The sequence below is a fragment of the Nostoc sp. FACHB-892 genome, from assembly GCF_014698795.1.
Lineage (GTDB): Bacteria > Cyanobacteriota > Cyanobacteriia > Cyanobacteriales > Nostocaceae > Nostoc.
The window spans coordinates 44,761-67,767 of record NZ_JACJTR010000016.1 but is presented as its reverse complement, the minus strand read 5'-3'; the positions used below and the strand labels follow the sequence as shown (position 1 = coordinate 67,767).

Below are 23,007 nucleotides of genomic sequence, written 5' to 3'. Positions count from 1 at the left end.
CGCGAAATCAACTCTCTATTTGCAAGGGAAAAATTACAGTGAAAGTAGAACCAACTCCCACCTCAGAAACTAAGTTAATTGTACCTTGTAGTAGTTTTACTAAGCGGGAGACGATCGCTAATCCCAATCCTGTACTATCAGGGAGATAGGGACGATCGCTAGAACTCACGCGAAAATAAGGTTCAAATATCTGGGCTTGGTTTTCGGGTGCAATGCCAATTCCTGTGTCAGAAACTGCGATCGCCCATTTCTGATTCTCCAACACCTGACACATTATAATAATAGTCCCCGACTCTGTATAGCGAATCGCATTACTAATAAGATTTGTAATAATTTGTTGGCATTGAAAAGGATCTGTGATTAATTTCTTGGGAGTGTGATCGCAATCCACTACGATTTTTAAATTTTTACCAGCAGCTAAGGGTTCCAACATTTCGCATACATTATTAATTAATTCACGCACATCGGTAGGTGCTAGTTGGAGTTTTATCTGCCCTGCCTCATACCGCGAAAGTTCTAATACATCATTGATCAGATGGAGTAACTGTCTACCGTTGCGTAGCACCCGTTCAATATGTTCTAAATTGTTATAGTTGTCTTTTATCTCAGTCTTTCGTCGTTGTTGGCGTAAAAACAAATCAGAGTAACCAATAATGGAAGTTAGAGGATGTTTCAATTCGTGCGCCAATTGCGAAAGATACTCTTGATTTGCGCTAATCAAGCGCGTAAGTTCATCATTATGAAGCGTTAGTGCTGAGTGCAACTGCTGTAATTCTCGAAACCGCTCCTCAACATAACTCTTAAAACACCGAGCGATCGCTTCGTCTATGATAGCGTCAATCAAACGCATGGAACGAATTATCTCTACAGGTGTTCCATTCAATAAATCTGCTTGTAGAGCATCAAATATTACTGTTCGCAGCAGATGATATTCTCTGGCAATTTCTGCTGGATCAAAGCCTTGTTCAGCTCTAATAGCTCCATGTTGGAAACTAGCAGTAACTATTGACTGAATATCATTATCCTGAGATTTTGAAAGCACTGTTACCATTGCTTGTAAGACATCAGGGATATGATCTTTTACCGCTGTATAAGATAAATCATCAGCACTTTCAATCCGTCTATCCTTGCGAACTGCTGTAATCCATTTATCTATGATGGTGTCCGTTTTTTCAGCCAGTACTTGACTAAAATCCATTTTGTTAAATTTAGCTACAAAGATAGATGAATAAACTTCCATATCCAATTAGTTTAGCGAGTGGAGTGAGTTTTTACCAAAATTAATAATTTAGTTCACCTACCAAAAGGAATATATTATAATATTATGTTTACTGGTTAATGATTAATTGTCTGTGTATCTAAAACTACCAGTAAGCCTAAAATATATTCAGAAATATTAATCAAGCACATAACAATATTGATGCTTGACTCGACTATATTGTTTAGCTGTCTGTGCAAGACTTTACTCACAACACAACTAAAAATATAAATTTTGTTTATTACCAAAAAACAAATAGAGGTAATTGATCTCAGTATTCAAGTAAACAATATTTATCATAAGATAGATAGCTTTTACTGAGCGTCAATGTTATATTGTGCATAATTTAGTATCCATTAGAGTAAGTCAGCCTAATCCAGCGTGTCACAGTGCATAACGCTGGAGCGGAGGAACCAAATTGTGGGGCGTATCTCATAGAAAGTCAGGAGTTGACAGTGAGGAGTTGGAAGTTAGTTTACTAAACACTTAACTTATAACTTATAACTCATAACTTTCTTCAGAAGGGCATCTCTCAGCTCTAGCCCGTCAGCTAACTTCGTAGGCATTGAGAGGAGACTGAAGAGACAGCATTTTTATAATGTTCTGATCTCATCGGTGTCCAAGGCTGGTACTGCTCGGATTCTTTGTACCTGCACTTAAATCTGTTGAGGTCGTAAATGATATTTCAACTAAATTTGGCCGCGATCGCAGCGATCGCCGGGCAAGCCGCGTGGAAAAAGACAAAACCTGTCATCCAAAGAGATGTCTTCTTTTTACCTGTATTGGGCTTCTTCGGAATAATTGTGCTGTGGTGGATTGTTGCACTTGCTAACCATGAATTGATGCCCACCCCGCCAGAAGCGTTAATCGCTAATCTAGACTACATCTTAAATCCCTTCTACCAGCGAGGCCCCGGTAACTTGGGAATTGGTTGGCTGTTAATCGCAAGTCTGCGCCGGGTATTAATAGGATTCTTGTTAGGTGCAGTAGTAGCGATTCCTCTGGGGTTTCTAATTGGGATGTCCAGACCTGCAATGCTAGCACTCAATCCCATCATTCAAATTTTTAAACCTGTATCGCCCTTAGCTTGGTTGCCCATCGCCTTAGCAATTTTCAATTTGGCAGATCCTTCAGCCATATTTGTAATTTTTATTACCTCCCTATGGCCAACAATTATTAATACCGCATTAGGAGTTTCTAGCGTTCCCAAAGATTATTTAGACGTAGCACGAGTGCTGGAAATGCCCCGTTGGCGACGGATTACAAAAATTATTTGGCCCGCAAGTTTGCCATATATTTTTACAGGTTTGAGAATTAGTTTAGGGATAGCTTGGCTAGTAATCGTTGCCGTAGAAATGCTCACAGGCGGTATTGGGATCGGCTTTTTTGTCTGGGATGAATGGAGTCGCTTAAACCTGAGTTCAGTCTTTTTAGCTGTATTGGTAATTGGTGTAACTGGGTTAATCCTGGATTACGCCGTGGACAAAATCCAAGAATTAGTAACCCATCGCCCTAAAACTTCCAACTAACAAAATTTGGCTGCTATCGAAACAGCAAGATTCGAAGAAGAATTCATAATATTCTTTATGGGAGATTTAAACCCGCCACTGTCTTCTTAACTACATTTACGCCTTGCTTAGTAACCACAAAACTATAGATTTGCTGGGATGCAAAGACGCTGTTTATTCATTCGCTTTTTCGGTCAGAATACCCAACTAAATCCTGACTATTAAATTCTGTTTGAGAACGAAACTCTGCGCCTGAACCCTGAGCAATTAATCACCAATGGAGCTACAAAAATGGGTGATATTAACTGGACTCGACGAGATATTATCAAGGGAATAGGAGCAACAACGGTGGGAATGGCGCTGTCCTCCTGTGGAATTTCAGGAGATAGATCAGCCAAAGGATTGACCGAAGAAGCTTTAGCTGTGCAACCAGTAGTTAAAAGCGGCGACTTAGAAAAAGCCGATCTTACAGTTGGTTACGTTCCCGTTAATGATTGTGCGCCATTTGCGATCGCCTGGAAAAAAGGCTTCTTCCGTAAGTATGGTTTGAACGTTACACTCAACCGCGAAGCCAGTTGGGCCACCTCACGCGACGGTGTAATTTTTGGTCGCTTGGATGCTTCACCTGTGGTATCTGGTGCAGTTACCAACGCCAGAATTGGTGCTGAAGGCGCACGCCACGCTCCCTTGTGTGCAGCCATGACCATCCACCGCCACGGTAACGCCATGACAATGAACAAAGCCATGTGGGATTTTGGGCTGCGTCCGTGGTACGAGTATCAAGAAAAATATGGAGATGGTGCTTTAGAAGCCTTTGGGCGCGATTTCCGAAACTACTTTGAGAAGCAACCAGCAGAAAACAAAGTCTGGGCAGTTGTTCTAAGTTCCTCCATTTACGAATACTTTATCCGTTACTTATCCGCTGCCGCAGGTGTTGATCCCCTTAAAGAGTTTCGCGTCATCATCGTTCCGCCTCCCCAAATGGTAACAAACGTGCGGATTGGGGCAATGCAAGCTTATATGGTTGCGGAACCTTGGAATACACGAGCAATAACAGGTAATGAAAACATTGGTTTTACCTTTGCACAAGGCAAAGAAGTCTGGTTGGGACACCCAGATCGACTTTTGGGTGTGATGGAATCTTTCATCGAAAAATATCCCAAAACCTATCGTTCTTTAGTCAAGGCGATGATTGAAGCTTGTCAGTATTGCAGCAAAGTAGAAAACCGCCAAGAAGTCGCCGAACTGATCACAGACCGTTCCTTTACAGGTGCTAGACCTAAAAAGAAAGATGCCCCAATTGCGAAATTTACAAGTCCGGGAATTCTCGGCAACTACAACTATGGCGGCTTTGACGGCAAAGACCGCACCATCAAAGCCGCTGACACCACGATTTTCTTCGATATTCCTGACAACCTTCCCAAACAGCCAGCAGAACACTCCACATTTCTATGGAGATCAAGAAGTATCTGGATGATGACACAAGCAGCACGGTGGGGACAAATTAAGGAATTCCCCAAAAATGCCGAGAAACTAGCAGAACTTGGTTGGAGAACAGATTTATATCGGGAGATAGCATCTGAAATAGGCATCGAGTGCCCCAAGGATGATTACAAGGTCGAACCACCAGAAGTATTTATAGATAAAAAAGGCTTCGACCCCAGCGATCCTGTGGGTTATCTAAATAGTTTTGCCATCAGGGCTAACGCTCCCACTAACTTTTTCATATCTTAAATCCCAAGTTCAACTATTGACTGATGACTTAATTATTTCGGGAGCATTTGATGATGGAATATACTTCATTACCTATTAATACCCAGACCGGAGTTATGCCCCGCCCTGGATTTTTAGAAATTGAAAATTTAGTCAAGTCTTATCCGACACCTGATAAAGATAACTTTGTCGTTTTAGATGGAGTTAATCTGACAATTGGTGAAGATGAATATATTTCTGTAATTGGTCACTCTGGTTGTGGAAAATCAACCTTACTAAAGATAGTAGCTGGTTTAGAAAAAGCAACTTCAGGCTCAGTAAGGCTAGATGGAAAAGAAATTCATAAGCCAGGAGCCGAGCGGATGATGGTATTTCAGAATTATTCGCTGTTACCTTGGTTAACTGTGCGCGAAAATATCCGTTTAGCTGTGGATGAAGTGCTAAAAAATGCTAATCGGGCTGAAAAAATTAGCATTGTAAATGAACACTTGGCAATGGTAAACTTGACGGCGGCGGCTGACAAATATCCTGATGAGATTTCTGGAGGTATGAAACAACGAGTAGGGATTGCCAGAGCTTTAGCAATTCGTCCTAAAATGTTACTGATGGATGAACCTTTTGGGGCATTGGATGCGCTAACTCGTGGCAAATTGCAACGGCAGGTATTGGATATTTGGGAAAATAATCGTCAAGCAGTGATGATGATTACCCACGATGTAGACGAAGCAATCTATATGTCCGATCGCATCGTCTTGATGACCAATGGCCCAGCTGCTAGTATAGGAGAGATATTAGAAGTTCCTTTTGAGCATCCACGCGATCGCGCCGCCATGCGAAACTCAAAAGAATATTTTGAACTCCGTAACCACGCTCTGAATTTCCTTGATCGATATTTTGCCCAAGACGAGTAAATTAGATTATCATCTTTTTTAGTGGGTAGCCTAATTCAAATTCATCAAAGCTGAATTTGGAACGGAGGAACCAATGTTTGGGGCTAATCTAACGAGAGACACCTTCCAGTCTTAGCCCGTCAGCTAACTCCGTAGGCAATGGAAGGAACCCCCAAGAGTTTGGCTGTAATACAGTTATTATTGGGGTTTCCTCGACTAATTTAAGATTTGAACTTTTGGTTATCGTTACTCAATCTAAAATCCAAAATCGTTCGACTGAGTCTAGCCAAAGTCCAAAATCTAAAATTAATCACCCTGCCTCTCATTACTAAATCATTTCATTGGGAGAAGTAAAGCTGTGCAAATTAAGCCAATGTTAGCACGTCTGCAAAGTGCCGTAGGTCGAGATGACTTAATTGAACAAATGGTACTATTGCCAGAACCAAAAGAACCTTTTTCTAAAAAACCTCAAAGAGAAAAGGCAGTTAATTTAATTGTTGCCTATGACGCATCTCCTAACAGTCATACGGCGCTAGATATTGCTTTTTGGATTGCTCATCAAACCCGTTTAGCGACTAATGCAGAAGTCACAGTTCAAGCCGTTTATGTGATAGAAGATAATCAAAGCAGCCAGTATTCAAATATCTTAACCTTTCCAGAACAACAACCTCAATTGGAACGTCAAGTCACTGAAACATCAAAGTCTGCCACACAGGTATTAACTCAACCCCAATTGCAGACAGTGGTAACTCCTCTGCAACAAGCAGACATAATTCTCTGGCAAGCCCGAAGTCTAGCTGAAGAATGGCAGGGTTCCTTCAAGTCTCATTTGCGGTTTGGCATCATTTCCACAGAACTTAACAGAGTTGTTGAATCAGAAACTGCCGATATTTTGTTTCTCGGTTGCAAATCTGTTGATCATCCGATGATTGAGGCTCTAGGTTCTAATTTTCCCTGCGCCGTTTTGGGTATTCCCAGTTGTATTGATGAATAATCACTGTTCAGAATTTCAGTAATTTTTATCTAATTGGAATCATAGATAAGTCACCTAAAATTAGGTGGCTTTTTTCGCTATTATGCAACAAATTAGACTTTGGGAGGTAGGATGTGGAAAACTGGCAAGCAATCCTCAGTGTGATTACCTTTATAAGCGTCATTATCTTAGTGATGACAGAATGGATACATCTCACAATTGCAGCATTATTAGGAGCATTGTTATTAGTTTTTACCAACGTTATGACTTTACAAGAAGCTGTTAGTTACATCGGCAAAAGTCATGGAACACTCGGTTTATTCTTTGGAGTTATGGTGTTAGTGCGGGCTTTTGAACCTACCAAAATATTTGATTATTTAGCTACTCAAATAGTACTCATAGCTAAGGGACAAGGCAAGCGTCTATTGCTCGGCATTGTGGCTATTGTTACACCCGTCTGTGCAGTTTTACCAAATGCCACAACAGTAATGCTGCTAGCACCTTTAATTCCCCCAATGGCGCAGGAAGTTGGGATAAATTTCGTACCCTTGTTGATTTTAATGGTGTTCGTTGCTAATAGTGCCGGACTACTGACTTTAGTTGGAGATCCAGCTACATTTATTGTTGGTGATGCTGTGAATATCAGCTTTACAGATTATTTATTGAAATTGAGTTTAGGAGGAGTAATTGCTGTTGCCGTAGTAATTGCAACACTACCATTTTTATTCCGTAAAATTTGGAATACAAAGTTAGATAATCTTGAAGAACTGCCACACCCACAAATAAATCACCCACGAGCTTTAAGCATCGGTGCAGTGATTGTATTTTTCGTATTGCTATTTTTTGTAATTGGAGAATCTCTACCAGTTCCCATCTCGCCTGCTGCCGTAGCTTTGTTAGGAGCAGCTTTAGCTTTGCTTTTATCTCATCATAGCAAAATCGATTCGGTTAACAACATTTTGCGGGATGTAGATTGGAGTACATTAATATTTTTTATGAGTATTTTTGTGCTAATTGGAGGGTTAGAAAAAACAGGTGTGATTAATGGTTTATCAGGAGTATTGGCAGCAATTTTAGGAAAAAATATTATGCTAGGTTCCTTAGTTTTATTATTTTTTGTGGGAATATTATCTAGCGTAGTGCCTAATATCCCTTTAGTGGTAGGGATGGTGCCCTTACTCAAACAATATATTGTTACTGTTGGATTAGCACCCGCAGAAGTTTTAGCACAAGACTTTCAAGGACAGTTTCCGCCAGAAGTATTACCACTGTTTTATGCGATGATGTTTGGTGCAACTTTAGGAGGTAATGGCACACTAGTAGGTGCATCATCTAATATCGTAGCCGCCGGGATTTCTGAGCAGCATGGACGCCGCATCTCATTTAAAACCTTTCTCCACTACGGTATTCCAGTAATGGTATTGCAACTATTAACTTCAGCTTTGTATGTGTTGGTTCGCTTTTTGCTCTAGATAGGCAAGGGTGAACCTAATTAAATGTAAAATGCTCAGGAGATAAATCCCGACTTTTGGTAAGAAGCCGGGTTACTGAGTACTATCTTTATTTATACTCAGACACTTATCAATCCTGAGCTATTGCTAATAACTAATTAGGTGTAGCACGTCCCTTAAGACGCTATAACCTGCTAAATCCCAAAGCAAATAGGCTAGAAAACCAATTGCTGCCAAGCGACCGTTCCAAAGTTCGGCTTGAGGTGTCCAGCCAAACAGAAATGCATTGCGATCTACGCCGTTGTATTCTGCTGCAACAGGTGGTAAATCTGTAGAAGGACGAGTTCCTTGAGTTGCCATTTTTTTTCTCCAATATCTAGTAATTTTTCAGGTGTTTAATGCTCTAGTAGCCAACTAAGTGCAAAACGTCCCGAACAACGCTATAGCCAGCTAAATCCCAAAGCAAATAGGCTAGAAAACCAATTGCTGCCAAGCGACCGTTCCAAAGTTCGGCTTGAGGTGTCCAGCCAAACAGAAATGCGTTGCGATCTACGCCGTTGTATTCTGCTGCAACAGGTGGTAAATCTGTAGAAGGACGAGTTTCTTGAGTTGCCATTTTTTTTCTCCAATATTTAGTGATTTTTCAAGTGTTTATAAGTGTTTAATGTTCTAGTAGCCAACTATGCGTAGAACGTCACGAACAACGCTATAGCCGGCCAAATCCCACAATAAATAGGCTAGAAAGCCAATTGCTGCAAAGCGACCGTTCCAAAGTTCGGCTTGAGGTGTCCAGCCAAACAGAAATTCATTGCGATCGCGACCGTTGTATTCTGCTGCAACAGGTGGTAAATCAGTAGAAGGACGAGTCTCTTGAGTTGCCATTTTTTTTCTCCGATATCTAGTAATTTTTCAAGTGTTTAATGTTCTAGTAGCCAACTATGCGTAAAACGTCACTCAGAAGGCTATAATCGGCTACATCCCAAAGGTAAATAGGCAAGAAGCCAATAATTGCAAAACGAACGTTCCAAATTTTGGTTTGAGGAGTTTAGCCAAATAGAATTCATTGCTATCTTTGCGATTCATTCTGTTGGAAATTGTGGCAAATATATAGAAGAAAGAGTTGCCATTTTTTCGTCCTCAACGTTTCGTTTGATTTGTTAACTTTAATGTAGCTGTTTATCACTAGACATATTTATGCCTATGGGTACAAACCACAGGCACTTCTTCTGGACGATTATCAGAAACGTATTTTTTTAGACAAATCCACCTTGAGAGGGTGACTAAAAACAAATATGTAAATAAATGTAAATAACTTCCAAAAAACTATAACTCAAACAGAATCAATCGCTACAAATAAGCAATTAAAAAGTAAAAATTAGCTATACATAATTAAGAGCAGGTGGTAATTTGATTAAAATTCCCACCGAGGGATAATAAAAGTTATATCTTTCGCTGGATACACTTTTCAATCTTTAGAGAGATGCTTTAAATAGCCAAATTCCAGGATTCTGAGCTAATGAGTTAGGTATTGCCATAGGTACAAACATACATAAATACTAAGAGTTGCTTCTCAAGAAAATCTTAATTCCCCAAATTTAAACCTTAGAAGAAGGAAATACAATGTTCCAAAGTACGGAAATCATGCTGGGACTCTACAAACCACTATTGTGGGTGGCACAGGTTCTAGTAGATCCCCCAAACGTCACACCATCACAGGCATCGGTTCTCACTTCCGGGCCGCGCTTTTTTGTGGCTTTAATCTCCGGCGTGATTTTAGCCTTTGCTTTCCAATTAGTTTTAACTAATCTCTCCCTTGCAGCCGGTATTTCCTATCTGGGGCACTCATCTGACTCGGATTCAGATAACACTGGGGAAGCCGGAAGTTTGGGCGGTAACATTCGCAAAATTGGCACCGCAGTGGGGATTTGGACATTAGTCACTGTGACGATCGCCTTATTAATTGCTTCTTTTCTTGCGGTTAAATTGAGCCTTGTAATCTTAGACCCAGCATTGGGGGCGATTCTCGGTTTGGTGATTTGGGGCGCTTACTTTTTGCTCCTCGTCTGGGTAAGTTCCACCACCGTAGGTTCCTTAATTGGTTCAGTCGTCAATACGGCAACTTCAGGTTTTCAGGCGATTATGGGGACAGCCACCGCCGCACTGGGCGCAAAAGCTGTCAATAACCAAGTTGTAGCAACAGCTGAAGCCGCCGCCGCCGCCGTCCGTCGAGAACTAGGAAGCGCCATTGACCCTGGAAGTATCCGTGAGAATATAGAAGATTACTTAGATAGGTTACGTCCTCCAGAGCTAGATTTGTCAAAGATTCGGAGTGACTTTGAAAATCTACTCAACGATCCGCAATTAAAAGCGATCGCAGGGACTCCAGATATTCGCAACATCGACCGCCAAAAGTTTATCGAGTTAGTTAGCAGCCGCACCGACCTTTCCAAAAAAGACGTTAGCCGCATTGCTGATACCTTGTATAAAGTGTGGCAACAGGTAGTGAGCCAGCAATCACCCACCCAAGACCGCCTAGGTGAGTTGATGGATTATCTGAAGTCACTTCCAGCAGGACAAAACAAAACAGATGAACTCAACGCCAAACTGGATCGGTTATTAGCAGAACAGGGCGGTTCCAAAGAAGCTGACCAAAACCAAAAAGCAGGCGTTGGCCCAATGCAAAGTACAATCCAGCAAGCACTATCCGCCTTAACCGCCACTGTGTTGGGACGGGCAGATTTGCCTGATTTGGATGTGGAAAAAATCTTGCGTAGTCTCACCACCGCCAAAGATAAAGTCACCCAACAAGCAGATAAGCTAGGTCTGCCAACACCATCACAACCCTATAGTCCAATTCGGGCTGATGTCGAAAACTACCTGCACAACACTTATGCTTGGCAACTAAGCCAGGAAAGAATCGCCCAGGAATTTCGTGATGTTATCTACGACCCAGCAGCTGACCCTGGAATAGTCCGCAGGGAACTAGAAAGTTTATCCCGCAACGATTTCGCTAATATTCTGCAACAACGCGGACTGCTTACCCAAGCCCAAATTCAGCGTATCGCAGATCAGTTAGAAGCTGTCCGCCAAGATGTGATAGTGACAGTTAGAGGTATCGAAGAAAGAGAAATAGTACAAGACTTGCAACGTGCAGTGGAAAGTTATCTGCTGGTTACCCCAAAAGCAGATTTGACACCCGTTGGCATTGAGCAGAATTTTAAACCACTGTTGCAAGATCCAGATGCAGATTATGAAACTCTGACATTGCGACTAGCGCACCTTGATCGTCAGGAAATTCGGGCGATATTACTGGAACGGAATGATGTTCAACTATATGAAGTAGACAGCATTCTGGACGAGTTGGAAAAACAACGCGATCGCGTCTTGGTAGAATCTAAAGGACTAGCAGAACAGGCACAATATCAAGCAGAAACCTTGTGGCTGAATGTAGAATCATATCTGCGTAATACAGGAAAAGAAGAACTTAATCCTGATGCTATCCGCGCAGAGTTTAAAAGGTTACTGGAAGATCCCCAAGCTGGAATTAGCTCAATTCGGGCGAGGTTGTCTCGCTTTGACCGCGATACCTTGGTGCAATTGTTGGGTCAACGGCAAGATTTGAGTGAAGATCAAGTTAATCAAATCATCAATTCTGCTGAGGAGTCGTGGCATAGTATTCGCCACACACCCCAAGCTGTAGCGGATAAAGCCAAAGAGCAATACGACTCTGTTACCACCACGATCGCAGATTATCTGCGGAATACTGGTAAACAAGAATTGAACCCAGAAGGTATTCAACGGGATTTGACCCGATTGTTTGAAAATCCCAAAGAGGGAGCCGTAGCACTGCGCCGCCGATTATCCCAGATCGACCGGGATACGCTGGTGAAGTTGGTAAGTCAACGTCAAGACTTGAATGAAGAACAAATCAATCAAATCATTGATTCCACGCAAAGTTCGATTCGCAACTTTGTGCGTGCGCCTCGTCGTTTAGCTACCCGCACACAGCAAAGAGCGCAAACATTCAAAACTTATTTGGAAGAGTATTTGCGTCAAACTGGCAAGGAAGAACTTAATCCAGAAGGTATTAAACGCGACTTGCAACTACTGTTACACGATCCGCGAGTTGGGGTAGAAACTTTTAGCGATCGCCTTTCCCATTTTGATCGTTCTACCATCATCGCCTTGCTGAAAATTCGGGAAGATATGTCCGATGAAGAAGCGGCGCGGATTGCCGATAGCATTGTGTCCGTAAGGGATCAATTTGTAGAACAAGTGCGGAACATCCAACGAGGCATTCAAGATGCGATTGACGGGGTTTTTGCCCGAATTCGTAACTATCTCAACTCCTTGGATCGCCCGGAACTTAACTATGATAGTATCAAGCGCGATGTCCGCACATTTTTTGACGATCCCCAAGCTGGGTTTGATGCCCTGCGCGATCGCCTATCTTCTTTTGACCGTGATACCCTAGTAGCAATTATGAGTTCTCGTGAGGACATCTCTGAGGAAGATGCCAACCGGGTCATCGACCAAATTGAACGGGCCCGCAACACAGTATTGCAACGTGCAGAACGCATACAGCATGAAGCGCAACGCCGTCTCGAAGAAGTGAAGCATCAAGCACAGCGTCAAGCAGAAGAAACCCGCAAAGCCGCAGCTTCAGCATCTTGGTGGCTGTTTGCCACAGCAACCGTCTCTGCGATTTTCTCTGCATTAGGAGGAGTGATCGCTGTAGCTACACAGTAGTAGATTGATAAATTTTCTCCGCTAACTTTTAAGCCTCCTGATATGGGAGGCTTTTTTTGTTTTGCAGACTTACCAAAGAGGCAGGGGAGCAGGGGGAAGGGGGCAGGGAGAAAGATACTGAAATTAGCCTGCCACAAGAGTTAGAGAGCAACTACATTCATGTATGGGGATTCCCCCCCTGCTCCCCGCCCCCTGCCCCTTTTCCTCTTTTTTACACGCCATACTGCTTAAACCATGCCAAAAGACGTTTCCAACCGTCCTTTGCTTCTTCCTCGCGGTAGGAGGGGCGATAATCGGCAAAAAAAGCGTGTGGTGCGTCGGGATAGACAATAATTTCAGATTTGCTGCTACTGGACTTCAAGCGATCGCGCATCTGCTCTACTGTATCAAGGGGAATACCTGTATCCTTCCCACCATAGAGTCCGAGAACGGGGACTGTCAGTTTTGATGCAATATCAACAGGATATTGGGGCTGAAGCTCGGTAGCATCACCTACGAGTCGCCCGTACCAAGCCACACCAGCCTTCACCTTGGGATTGTGCGCCGCGTATAACCAGGTAATGCGACCGCCCCAGCAAAAGCCTGTAACAGCCAATTTATCAGCATTACCCTTAGCTGATTTCACTGCCCAGTTTACCGTCGCATCAAGATCGGATAACACTTGGGCATCTGGTACTTTGGCAACAATTGGGCGAATTTCGTCTATACTGCTTAACTTAGTGACATCGCCTTGACGGATAAATAATTCAGGTGCGATCGCCAAGTATCCCAATTGAGCAAAGCGACGAGTGACATCCTGAATATGCTCATGTACACCAAATATTTCCTGGAGTACTAGAACAATTGGGAAATTTTCACCATTTGCAGGTACTGCTCTGTAGGCAAGAATTTCGCCATCTTTGACAGGAATTTTCACTGCACCAGCTATTAAACCCTTAGCCTCAGTGCTGACGACTTGAGCCGAAATGGGTTGCACTGCCAGGGCAAAACCCGTTGCCAAGGTGGCAGTTGCGATAAATTTGCGGCGTGTTATCTCTTTCATCATCCTACCTTGAATTGGGAATTGGCGAAAACTTTATTGTTGGTTATCAGTACAGTAAGAAGTATGACAACAAATATTACAATTTATGAATTAGTTTACCGTAATATTAGCTTTGTTTGGTGTCGAAGCGTTCTTGGTCTGTGGCTATTGTCAGGCAAAAGCAGTGCTGAGTGCCCAGACTTTTAAAATCGTGCTACTTGCAATTCATGAAAACCCCTATTAGGGATTGAAACGGAAAGCGTATGAAGCGGCAACAAAATCAATAAATTGCAATTCATGAAAAACCCTATTGCATATAAAGTTGACTCACCCACTTCAAAGCCAGTCTTAGTTAATAACTCAGCTAAATCAGTTTTTAGTGATTCCCAAGCTGTTTCTGTTTTAAACAACAACAAAAATACTGATACTCCAGTCCAAAATATCTGATTTGTAGGAGCGTGGAAATCCACCAGCCTAAACGCTCCTCTTGGCTTTAACACGCAATAAACTTCATTAATAACTTTTCGCAATTGCTGAGGCTGCATTTGATGTAATGCAACATGGGTATGCACTACATCAAATAGATTATCTGCAAATAGCATCTCCTCAGCAAAAGCTTTAACATAGGTGCTTCAGGTAAATTTTGCCGCGCCCGTTGTAAAGACTTGGGTGAGGCATCCAATCCTGTTACATTTTGTGAAATCTTTACCAAAAATTGCGTCGTTTGACCACTGCCGCAACATCAATCTAAAACCTGAGTATCTGAGTGAATTGTTAAGCCTTGCAAAGCAAGTCGCCGAAAACGGGCTTCACCACCTACACTTAAGGGTGCTAAACGAGAGATAGCATCATACAGCCACTGATAACGGTAACTCCAATCCCTTAAAATTGTTGCCATTGCATATTTCCTTGCTATTAAGCTTTATTATTTAATAAAGATATATTGTTAACATTAGTAAAAAACCTGAAAAGATCGGGGGAAAGTAACTGCTATGGGTCGTGTAGGCGTCTTATTACTCAATCTCGGTGGCCCCGATAAGCTAGAGGATGTCGGGCCGTTCTTGTACAACCTATTTTCCGATCCGGAAATTATTCGCCTACCATTTCGCTGGTTGCAAAAGCCCCTAGCCTGGTTTATTGCCTCGCGGCGAACCAGAACATCTCAAGAAAATTATAAGCAAATCGGTGGTGGTTCCCCACTGCGGCGGATCACAGAAGCCCAAGGGGAAGCTTTAAAAGAACAGTTGGGTTATTTGGGGCAAGAAGCCAATATCTACGTTGGAATGCGTTATTGGCATCCCTATACAGAAGAAGCGATCGCACAGATCACCCAAGATAAAATAGAACACTTGGTAATCTTACCACTGTATCCCCAGTTTTCTATCAGTACCAGTGGTTCTAGCTTCCGGCTTTTGGATAAACTTTGGCAAGAAGACCCAAAGCTTCAACCCATTGATTATACCGTCATTCCTTCCTGGTACAAAGAACCAGGTTACCTCCAAGCAATGTCGGAACTTATAGCCCAAGAACTTAAGCAGTTCCCTAATCCAGACGAGGTTCATATATTCTTCAGTGCTCACGGTGTCCCTAAAAGCTACGTTGAAGAGGCTGGCGACCCTTACCAGCAAGAAATTGAGGAATGCACTGCACTAATTATGCAGACCCTCAATCGTCCCAATGCCCACACCTTAGCTTACCAAAGTCGCGTTGGCCCAGTAGAATGGCTCCAACCTTATACTGAAGATGCCCTCAAAGAACTAGGCGCACAAGGTGTGAAAGATTTGGTTGTTGTGCCAATCAGTTTTGTCTCAGAACACATCGAGACCCTGCAAGAAATTGATATTGAGTATCGAGAAGTAGCAGAAGAAGCAGGAATTCACAACTTCCGTCGTGTTCCTGCTCCCAATACCCATCCAGTATTTATTAATGCACTTGCAGACTTAGTGATTAATGCGCTGAAAAATCCCAGTTTCAAGCTTTCGCAAGCTGCCCAAATGAAAAAAAGGGTGAAAATGTACCCTCAAGAGCGTTGGGAATGGGGTCTGACTACTAGTGCTGAAGTATGGAATGGTCGGATTGCCATGCTGGGCTTCATTGCCTTAATCATCGAGCTGATTACTGGTCACGGTTTCTTGCACATGATTGGGCTTTTGCAGTAAAGGGGATTGGGGATTGGACATTGGGCATTGGGTATTGGAAAGCTCTTCTTCCTTTGTTCCAACGTTTGTGTATCTTCTCTTTTAGAAAAAGTTCTCTACCACTTTGGGGGTAGCGTAGCCTCATCTAAGCCTGATATTTAAACTTCTCCCCATGCCCCATGCCCCATCCCCTATGCCCTTTTGTGATACCACTCATACCACTCCTTCGCGCTACGAACTGCAAACCAAAGCAGTATTAAAGCAATTACTCCTCCTTGCCAGGGAGCATCAAAGGCAAAAAGTACTAAAGCAACACACAAGGTATCTTGAAGAAAGACTGCCCACAAGGGTAAGCCGCGTAAGCGATAGAACCAACCAACTTGAACTAGCTGGAGTACTAAAGCTAATAAACCTCCAATACACGCAATCAGCCAGTGTGGTGCTGTTGTTGCACTAGCTACTGCTAACCCCATAATTGCCCCCACGAGGGGAGACATGAATAACTGAACCAGTTGTAGCAATCTTTGCCCCCATAACTTTTTTGAGGCTAATAATTCAACTAAAGACCAACAGGTGAGACAGCCTAATAAGATTGGTGGAGAAATGTGAGATAAAACTGGGATTTGTGACCACAAGTTACTACCCTGCAATAACCCAATAATCAGCAGAGGTGTACCTATTCTCATCCCTGCTGCCGCAGAGGCAGAAAGTGTGGCTAAGATTTCAATCATTAAAGCACTTGAACCACTAATAAAGAAATAAATATCTGTTATTTATACTACCCAGGGCTGGCAAGAATTCCAGCACCAAACTTACAGTCTTCAATAAGGGAATACTAAATATTTTTGGTATCTTAATATATCTTCTTTGATCAAATTTGCGTATTGTTTGGGTAACAAGTTAGTAGTGAGCGCTTAAACGCTCACTACAAGCAAATTAATCCTAAATTCCCAACCGTTGATAAACCTCTTCTAAATGCTGGAGATGCTGCTGGGGGTCGAAACAGACTTCTAATTCTGCTGGGGATAACTTTTCGGTAACACGAGGGTCTTTGCTAATTAAGTCCTGGAAATTCCCTTCTGGCTTGTTCCAAGCGGCGTGAGCGCTTTCTTGAACGATCGCATAAGCTTCTTCACGACTGCTTCCCTTGTCTATTAAGGCAAGTAGAACTTTTTGGCTGAACACAACGCCGCCGTAGCAGTTGAGATTTCGTTCCATATTTTCAGGATAGACCAACAGGTTTTTCACCAAATCGGTTATTTCTGACAACATGAAATGTGTCAGAGTACAAGCATCTGGCAAAATTACCCGCTCTACAGAACTATGGGAAATATCCCTCTCATGCCAAAGAGCAACGTTTTCTAAAGCTGCACCAGCATGACTTCTGACGAGTCGCGCCATTCCCGTCAGCCGTTCCGAACGGATGGGATTGCGCTTGTGTGGCATTGCCGAGGAGCCTTTTTGACCTTTTGAGAAGAATTCTTCAACTTCCAGAACGTCTGTTTTTTGTAGATTGCGAATTTCTACAGCAAAACGTTCGATGGATGCTGCTACCAAAGCTAATTGTTGCACATAGTCGGCGTGGCGATCGCGGGAAATAACTTGTGTTGATGCCGTGTCGGGTTTGAGTCCGAGTTTTTGGCAAGCGATCGCTTCCACACGCGGTTCAACATTTGCATAAGTTCCCACCGCACCAGAAATCTTACCCACGGCAATAGTGTCGCGGAGAATTCTCAGGCGGTCTTGATGCCGCAACACTTCTGCTAACCAGCCAGCTAGCTTGAAACCAAAAGTGATCGGTTCAGCGTGAATACCATGTGATCGACCAGCCATCACCGTATGACGATGCTCTCCTGCTTTTTGACGAATTACCTGAATCAAATCTTCCAGACGTTGCAATAATATATCTAGACTAGCAACCAATTGCAGTGCTAAAGCTGTATCCAAAACATCCGAACTAGTTAAACCCAGGTGAATGTAGCGTCCAGCTTCACCAACATATTCGTTGACATTTGTTAGGAAAGCGATCACATCATGGCGGACTACAGCCTCGATTTCCAGCACCCGCTTCGGGTCAAAATCTGCCTTGGCTTTAATTTCTTCAACCGCCTGAGATGGAATGTAACCCAGTTCAGCTTGAGCCTCGCAAACAGCAATTTCGACTTGCAGCCAAGTTTTTAGCTTATAGGCTTCACTCCATAGATTAGCCATTTCGGGCAAAGTATAACGCTCAATCACAGTTCGGCACAGAATACAACCGTCATATTTTACAGTTTAATTAATGTAGATCGCTTTTTACTACTGCTTTTTGCTCAGGGGCGGGATTAGTTTTTGAATCAAAGGTGATGATACTAATCCTACCGTCAGCCTCCATATATGCAAACTTCACATCTGCTAAAAATTCCACACCTTGCTGGCGTAACTTGCTCATCAACTCATCGTCTGTAATTAACTCTCGTTGCAAATGACGCTGAATTATCCGACCATTTTTTACCAGTAAAAGCGGTGGCTGATTCATAAAACGTTGGAACTGGGGTATTTTGTAGCCCAACCAATTCAGCAAATAGCTCCAGAAAATCACAGTTCCTACCAGGATAGCGCCCTCAGTAATCGACGTATAATTACTAGCCATAGCATTTTGGGCAGCTTCAGCAAATAGCACAACTACGAGTAAATCTGTAATTCCTAATGTTCCTAGTTGTCGGCTGGGAAGCACGCGTAACACTGAGAATAAGGCCAAGTATACCAGCGAACCACGGATAATCAACTCAAAGATGCTGATGCTAGGAATAAAGATTGCCTGCCAATCGATAAAAAACAATTTTTCCATTAGCATTGATTTTCTTCTTTTTTCAATAGACTTCTGGAAAAATCCAGTATCAGGTTATTTATCTGTGGTCTTATTTCATAAGACTAACTTTTATTAGAGGTTAAATACTTCAACATTTATCAAAGTTACAAACGTAGAATTCCAGTATTCAGAGATTAAAACCTCTGATTTTTTCTTCTCTGTTTTAAACGCTTGGGCTTCTTGAAAGACTGAAATAAGCGATTAATAAAATTAGGAGAGGACTTTTTATTAGTAGACGATTGTCCCCTTTGAGCCTTGCCATTAGATTCCGTGTTATCAGATAAAGGTATGGCATGTTTAGATGGGGTTATGCCGCTACCGTACCTTCTGGAATAAACTTGGGTAAACTCCGCACCGAAAAAAAGAATCTGTGCGGCATAGTTAACCCAAGCTAAGATTACTACAAGTGAGCCAGCTGCACCATAGGCTGAACCAAAACTGCCATTACCTAAGTATTGTCCTAACAAAAATCTACCGATAGAAAACAAAAAGGAGGTGAGCATAGCTCCAATTAAAACATCACCCCAACCAATTTCGACATCTGGTAGGACTTTAAAAATGAGTCCAAATAGAAACGTAGTAATGGCAAAAGAGAGGATAAAATTGAGAATTTGCCAAAGAAAATCTATGCCTGGTACCAAGTTACTAAAATACGTTAATAATGCTGATAACGCTGTACTAATTACCAAAGAAACTAAAAGTAAAAAACCAATACCTATCACCATTGCAAAAGACAAAATTCGTAGGCGAATAATGTTAGTTACGCCGCGTCCGGGTTTCGGTTTCACTTCCCAAATCGTGTTGAGGGCATCTTGTAACTCAGTAAATAAGCCAGTAGCACCCAATAGTAGAACTGCGACACTAATAATTGAAGCGATCGCTCCTGTTTGTGGTTTATTAGCATTTTGAATGGCTGTTTGGATAAATTCTGCACCGTCTGGGCCGACTAAACCTTGAATTTGTCCAACGATTTGCCCCCTTGCCGCCTCTTCTCCAAATACTGCCCCTGCGATCGCAATTACAATAATTAGCAATGGTGCAATAGAAAAAATCGTGTAATAAGCTAGCGCCGCCGCTAACCGTGAGGCTTTATCCTCACTCCATTCTTTGAATGTCTCTTGTAATAACTTCCAAATCGCCTGCAAATTCATCCAATCAGTCTCCTTAGGGAATGTCGCTTACTTCCTGATATATTGGATACTGATTTCATAAGTAGAGGCATCCCCCCAAGGGTGTTTGTGAAGCTTTCTTGGGGAGGAATTTAAAATTTGAAGAATTCAGCTATTCTGAATTCAGGAGCGGAGCCGGAGACGCTCCGCCGAGGCCTCAGAATCAATGAGTGGGGGATTCAAACCCGCCACTCATTGTAGACCGCTAAATTGTTCGCGCAGCGTCTCTGAAAGAGAAGATTTAGCGGGGATCTTAAACCCACTTAATTCATTCGCTTTTTCATTCAGAATTCAATTCTGTTAGCGGTAGCAGGGCGTTTAGCCCATTCTGGCGACTGACGCATATATTCTATTTGATAATAGATCAAGTCGAACTTGAGGATGCCTACTTAGATGTAACGGCTAAACCGAGGAAGTTACCTTTAGGTACATCGGCGATTTTAGTTGCAGTGCCAGTAGATAGGTCAATAGTGTAAAGAACTGAACCAGACAGTGCATAGGCAGTATTTTTGCTTTGTGCATCTGTAAAGATGTCGAACCCACTTATCGGCGCAAAGTTAACACCAAGTTTGCCGATTGTTCTGAGAGTGCCATCATTGGGTGGGTTTTGCAGTACTAACACGTCAAGATCGTAATCAATGCCAAAAAGTTGAGTTGTCGTGGCTCCAGCAACCGAATTTGTGTAAGCGACACCGGTAACGTTGGGGTCAACTGTGGCGTTAACATCATCAGTAGCATACGCTAGGGTTTTATCAACAGTGACTGCACCAGTATCTACATTGGTACGAAAATTTTGGTCATTGCTACCTACTGTCCGTAAGCGGTCTGGTACGGGATTGAAGTCAAACCCTGACTGAAATCCTCCATTAAAGCTGCTAGATAGTTTGCTCACAAAGGTCGCCTGACCAGTTCTAGAGTTGATCGTGTATATGTTGTCAGTATCTGTAACACCATAAAGCAGACCGTTTGCTGGACGGAAGTCAATACCTTGTAAGTTGCCGTCAATTCCTTTGACTTTAACTGTGAAAGCAAACCCACTCGGATCTATATTTACGAGAATATTATTTGAGGTTAAGCCAATGAATCTTAAAGGAGACCAGTTGCCTGTAACATTGATTTGAAGGATATCAGCTAGGTTGTTGATGCCAACGTCAGCTGAAATTTTGTTAGCACTCAAGCCAATAGTTGCAGTGACTAGAGTAACTACAAGGGCAATTTTACGTGTGATAAAACCTTTCATCCTACACTCCAAAATAAGGTTTTCTGATTTTGATTCAGCAACGACTTGTCCTTTATAAAAGGATTTATGTTTAAAGCTTACTAATGACTATACATTACACTTAAATAATGTTTTGCAGGTTAAGACAAAATTAATTTTGTTAATAGTAGTTACGCTTAAATAAGAGTTTATTTAATGTTTTATAGAAAATCTCCTACTTTTCCTACTTTTCCTACTTTTAAGTTTTGACTTCAATACATACTGTGGAAGTTATAAAATAGATGTGATCGCGCTACCATATTCTCTATTTTTCAGGAAAATATTGACTTTTAAATTTGCGATCTGTGATTCTCATAAAGTATTGATTATGATAAAGTTTGAACTTTCACTCGTTTATTAGAAACATAGCTTTAGCCTTGCTGTTCTGGCTGCTGGGAAAACGAATTATCTGCGTCAAAGCTTAATAAATGTAAGCCATGATCACAAGATTCCTACTGCATTCTATCGATTGTGCGATACTGAATTGCTTCCGCCACATGATTGGTTTTTAGCTCATCCTCTCCCGCTAAATCTGCAATAGTCCGCCCTACTTTGAGAATGCGATCGCTTGCTCTTGCTGATAAACCTAATTTTCTAATTGCTACTTCTAATAAACTACGACTAGCATCATCTAGCTTGCACCATTTTTGGAGATGACGACTTTGCATATGGGCGTTGCAACGCAGATTTGCTTCTCCTTGGAAGCGGGTAATTGCGCGATCGCTTGCTTGTTGCACTCGTTCCCGCACTGATATTGATGTTTCTCCCGTAGGTTGTTGGGTAATCTCCTCTGGTTTTAAGCGATTCACCGCAACTTGTAAATCAATTCGATCCATCAACGGCCCAGAAAGTTTTGCCCAATATTGCTCGCGTTGACGGGGAGAACAAGTACATTGTTGGATGGTATCGCCATAATAACCGCAAGGACAGGGATTGGTACTCGCCACTAAAGTAAACTGTGCGGGAAACATTACCGATAGTTTGGTGCGGGAAATTGTTACATAGCCATCTTCTAGAGGTTGGCGCAGAAATTCCAGCACATCACGTTTAAACTCAGTTAATTCGTCTAAAAACAGTACGCCCCTGTGAGATAATGAGATTTCCCCAGGACGAGGGAAGCTACCACCACCAACAAGAGATGGCCCGGATGCTGAGTGGTGGGGACTGCGAAAAGGGCGATCGCGTACTAATGAACCGCGATTTTTCAATAAACCAGCCACCGAATGGATGCGAGTCACTTCTAAAGATTCGGTAAAACTCAGGGGCGGTAAAATTCCTGGTAAGCGCCGTGCCAACATAGTTTTTCCACTACCCGGTGGTCCGACAAAAATCAGATTATGCCCACCAGCAGCAGCAATTTCTAAGGCACGACGCGCATGAGCTTGTCCTTTCACCTCATGTAAATCTGCGCCAGGGTAAGATACTGTTGCTATCTTTGTCGTGTCATCTATCTGCACAGGTTTGTAACGCCCTGGATTATTTAAAAAATCTACTACCTCAGACAGATGTTTGCAGCCGTAAACAGCCAAATCTTGAACTACTGCTGCTTCTTGGGCATTATCAGCAGGGATAACTAAACCTGCGATTCCCATCTTTTGGGCTGCTGCTGCGATCGGCAAAACACCAGCCACCGGGCGCAAACTACCATCTAGAGAGACTTCTCCTAAGAATAAATAATCCCCTAATAAATCAGCGCTAACTTGCTCAGAAGCCGCCAAAATGCCTATACTAATAGGCAAATCGAAACAGGGGCCTTCTTTCCGTAAATCTGCTGGAGTTAAATTGATCACAATTTTCCGCATGGGAAAGGCGAAACCTGCATTCTTCAGCGTTGCTTTAACTCTTTCTCTTGATTCTTGAATCGCTGAATCTGGCAATCCCAAAACAACAATTCCCGGTAATCCCCCTGACACATCGACTTCTACGCCGACTTTGACGGCATCGATGCCGACAATTGATGCACTCCAAACTCTGGCAAGCATTTCTTATATAACAGTAAACCTTTCAAATCTCTAGCAGATGCGTGGG

18 protein-coding genes, 2 pseudogenes and 2 riboswitches are annotated in these 23,007 nt (G+C 42.5%); of the genes and pseudogenes, 7 read left to right on the top strand and 13 right to left on the bottom strand.

The genetic code is table 11. From position 1 onward, the window contains the following. Window positions 1-7: 7 nt before the first annotated feature. Window positions 8-1,198: a HAMP domain-containing sensor histidine kinase gene (locus H6G96_RS20840; RefSeq protein ID WP_190913304.1), complete on the bottom strand. Its 1,191-nt coding sequence runs from the start codon at window positions 1,196-1,198 to the stop codon at window positions 8-10. Between the two features lie 418 nt (window positions 1,199-1,616). Beyond that, window positions 1,617-1,838: riboswitch (cyclic di-AMP (ydaO/yuaA leader) on the top strand. Window positions 1,839-1,935: 97 nt separating this feature from the next. Here H6G96_RS20840 and ntrB point away from each other — a divergent pair. The 5 genes from ntrB to H6G96_RS20815 all read left to right on the top strand — a co-directional run bounded on the left by ntrB (window position 1,936) and on the right by H6G96_RS20815 (window position 7,814). Then, a complete protein-coding gene (gene ntrB, locus H6G96_RS20835) occupies window positions 1,936-2,787 on the top strand; it encodes a nitrate ABC transporter permease (RefSeq protein WP_190913219.1) in 852 nt (283 codons plus the stop codon). Between the two features lie 270 nt (window positions 2,788-3,057). Next, window positions 3,058-4,500 (top strand): ABC transporter substrate-binding protein, encoded by a 1,443-nt coding sequence (locus tag H6G96_RS20830; protein ID WP_190913218.1) that lies wholly within the window; start codon window positions 3,058-3,060, stop codon window positions 4,498-4,500. 53 nt (window positions 4,501-4,553) lie between these two features. After that, window positions 4,554-5,390, top strand: coding sequence for a nitrate ABC transporter ATP-binding protein (locus H6G96_RS20825; RefSeq protein ID WP_190913303.1), 837 nt, complete (start codon window positions 4,554-4,556; stop codon window positions 5,388-5,390). Window positions 5,391-5,428: 38 nt separating this feature from the next. After that, a riboswitch (cyclic di-AMP (ydaO/yuaA leader) is annotated at window positions 5,429-5,540 on the top strand. Between the two features lie 202 nt (window positions 5,541-5,742). Then, complete coding sequence (locus H6G96_RS20820) at window positions 5,743-6,363, top strand: universal stress protein (RefSeq protein WP_190913302.1); 621 nt, start codon at window positions 5,743-5,745, stop codon at window positions 6,361-6,363. A gap of 113 nt (window positions 6,364-6,476) precedes the next feature. After that, a complete protein-coding gene (locus H6G96_RS20815) occupies window positions 6,477-7,814 on the top strand; it encodes an SLC13 family permease (protein WP_190913217.1) in 1,338 nt (445 codons plus the stop codon). A 126-nt stretch (window positions 7,815-7,940) separates the two neighbouring features. On the opposite strand, the gene H6G96_RS20810 is transcribed toward H6G96_RS20815, so the two are convergent. The 4 genes and pseudogenes from H6G96_RS20810 to H6G96_RS41480 all read right to left on the bottom strand — a co-directional run. Continuing rightward, window positions 7,941-8,153: a high light inducible protein gene (locus tag H6G96_RS20810; protein ID WP_190729182.1), complete on the bottom strand. Its 213-nt coding sequence runs from the start codon at window positions 8,151-8,153 to the stop codon at window positions 7,941-7,943. A 43-nt stretch (window positions 8,154-8,196) separates the two neighbouring features. After that, window positions 8,197-8,409: a high light inducible protein gene (locus H6G96_RS20805; RefSeq protein WP_190913216.1), complete on the bottom strand. Its 213-nt coding sequence runs from the start codon at window positions 8,407-8,409 to the stop codon at window positions 8,197-8,199. Between the two features lie 53 nt (window positions 8,410-8,462). Continuing rightward, window positions 8,463-8,675: a high light inducible protein gene (locus H6G96_RS20800; RefSeq protein WP_190913215.1), complete on the bottom strand. Its 213-nt coding sequence runs from the start codon at window positions 8,673-8,675 to the stop codon at window positions 8,463-8,465. A gap of 43 nt (window positions 8,676-8,718) precedes the next feature. Continuing rightward, window positions 8,719-8,850: pseudogene (locus tag H6G96_RS41480) on the bottom strand (high light inducible protein); the annotation flags it as partial. A gap of 563 nt (window positions 8,851-9,413) precedes the next feature. Here H6G96_RS41480 and H6G96_RS20795 point away from each other — a divergent pair. Continuing rightward, window positions 9,414-12,542, top strand: a complete 3,129-nt coding sequence (locus H6G96_RS20795) for an MFS transporter (RefSeq protein ID WP_190913214.1) — start codon at window positions 9,414-9,416, stop codon at window positions 12,540-12,542. 211 nt (window positions 12,543-12,753) lie between these two features. Here H6G96_RS20795 and H6G96_RS20790 read toward each other — a convergent pair whose 3' ends face one another. Beyond that, a complete protein-coding gene (locus H6G96_RS20790) occupies window positions 12,754-13,584 on the bottom strand; it encodes a dienelactone hydrolase family protein (protein WP_190913301.1) in 831 nt (276 codons plus the stop codon). 182 nt (window positions 13,585-13,766) lie between these two features. After that, window positions 13,767-14,461, bottom strand: a pseudogene (locus H6G96_RS20785) (class I SAM-dependent methyltransferase). A gap of 94 nt (window positions 14,462-14,555) precedes the next feature. Here H6G96_RS20785 and hemH point away from each other — a divergent pair. Beyond that, a complete protein-coding gene (hemH, locus tag H6G96_RS20780; RefSeq protein ID WP_190913213.1) occupies window positions 14,556-15,722 on the top strand; it encodes a ferrochelatase in 1,167 nt (388 codons plus the stop codon). Window positions 15,723-15,892: 170 nt separating this feature from the next. Here hemH and H6G96_RS20775 read toward each other — a convergent pair whose 3' ends face one another. The 6 genes from H6G96_RS20775 to H6G96_RS20750 form a co-directional block, all read right to left on the bottom strand. Continuing rightward, a complete protein-coding gene (locus H6G96_RS20775; RefSeq protein WP_190913212.1) occupies window positions 15,893-16,432 on the bottom strand; it encodes a DUF4126 domain-containing protein in 540 nt (179 codons plus the stop codon). A gap of 211 nt (window positions 16,433-16,643) precedes the next feature. Then, entirely contained in the window at window positions 16,644-17,939 is a 1,296-nt protein-coding gene (purB, locus tag H6G96_RS20770) for an adenylosuccinate lyase (RefSeq protein ID WP_190913211.1), read from the bottom strand. Window positions 17,940-17,979: 40 nt separating this feature from the next. After that, window positions 17,980-18,531, bottom strand: a complete 552-nt coding sequence (locus tag H6G96_RS20765; RefSeq protein WP_190913210.1) for a DUF421 domain-containing protein — start codon at window positions 18,529-18,531, stop codon at window positions 17,980-17,982. A 155-nt stretch (window positions 18,532-18,686) separates the two neighbouring features. Then, entirely contained in the window at window positions 18,687-19,703 is a 1,017-nt protein-coding gene (locus H6G96_RS20760) for a YihY/virulence factor BrkB family protein (protein ID WP_190913209.1), read from the bottom strand. A gap of 403 nt (window positions 19,704-20,106) precedes the next feature. Then, window positions 20,107-20,961 carry a DUF4394 domain-containing protein gene (locus H6G96_RS20755; protein ID WP_190913208.1) on the bottom strand — a complete coding sequence of 285 codons (855 nt, stop codon included), beginning with the start codon at window positions 20,959-20,961 and terminating at the stop codon, window positions 20,107-20,109. Between the two features lie 470 nt (window positions 20,962-21,431). Further along, window positions 21,432-22,961 (bottom strand): YifB family Mg chelatase-like AAA ATPase, encoded by a 1,530-nt coding sequence (locus H6G96_RS20750; RefSeq protein ID WP_190913207.1) that lies wholly within the window; start codon window positions 22,959-22,961, stop codon window positions 21,432-21,434. Window positions 22,962-23,007 lie beyond the last annotated feature (46 nt).

Coding starts and splice junctions, on each gene's coding strand:
- H6G96_RS20750 (WP_190913207.1), bottom strand. CDS start 22,961: ATGCTTGCCAGAGTTTGGAGTGCATCAATTGTCGGCATCGATGCCGTC.
- H6G96_RS20800 (WP_190913215.1), bottom strand. CDS start 8,675: ATGGCAACTCAAGAGACTCGTCCTTCTACTGATTTACCACCTGTTGCA.
- H6G96_RS20825 (WP_190913303.1), top strand. CDS start 4,554: ATGGAATATACTTCATTACCTATTAATACCCAGACCGGAGTTATGCCC.
- H6G96_RS20790 (WP_190913301.1), bottom strand. CDS start 13,584: ATGAAAGAGATAACACGCCGCAAATTTATCGCAACTGCCACCTTGGCA.
- H6G96_RS20830 (WP_190913218.1), top strand. CDS start 3,058: ATGGGTGATATTAACTGGACTCGACGAGATATTATCAAGGGAATAGGA.
- H6G96_RS20805 (WP_190913216.1), bottom strand. CDS start 8,409: ATGGCAACTCAAGAAACTCGTCCTTCTACAGATTTACCACCTGTTGCA.
- hemH (WP_190913213.1), top strand. CDS start 14,556: ATGGGTCGTGTAGGCGTCTTATTACTCAATCTCGGTGGCCCCGATAAG.
- H6G96_RS20765 (WP_190913210.1), bottom strand. CDS start 18,531: ATGGAAAAATTGTTTTTTATCGATTGGCAGGCAATCTTTATTCCTAGC.
- H6G96_RS20760 (WP_190913209.1), bottom strand. CDS start 19,703: ATGAATTTGCAGGCGATTTGGAAGTTATTACAAGAGACATTCAAAGAA.
- ntrB (WP_190913219.1), top strand. CDS start 1,936: ATGATATTTCAACTAAATTTGGCCGCGATCGCAGCGATCGCCGGGCAA.
- H6G96_RS20755 (WP_190913208.1), bottom strand. CDS start 20,961: ATGAAAGGTTTTATCACACGTAAAATTGCCCTTGTAGTTACTCTAGTC.
- H6G96_RS20810 (WP_190729182.1), bottom strand. CDS start 8,153: ATGGCAACTCAAGGAACTCGTCCTTCTACAGATTTACCACCTGTTGCA.
- H6G96_RS20840 (WP_190913304.1), bottom strand. CDS start 1,198: ATGGATTTTAGTCAAGTACTGGCTGAAAAAACGGACACCATCATAGAT.
- H6G96_RS20820 (WP_190913302.1), top strand. CDS start 5,743: ATGTTAGCACGTCTGCAAAGTGCCGTAGGTCGAGATGACTTAATTGAA.
- H6G96_RS20795 (WP_190913214.1), top strand. CDS start 9,414: ATGTTCCAAAGTACGGAAATCATGCTGGGACTCTACAAACCACTATTG.
- H6G96_RS20775 (WP_190913212.1), bottom strand. CDS start 16,432: ATGATTGAAATCTTAGCCACACTTTCTGCCTCTGCGGCAGCAGGGATG.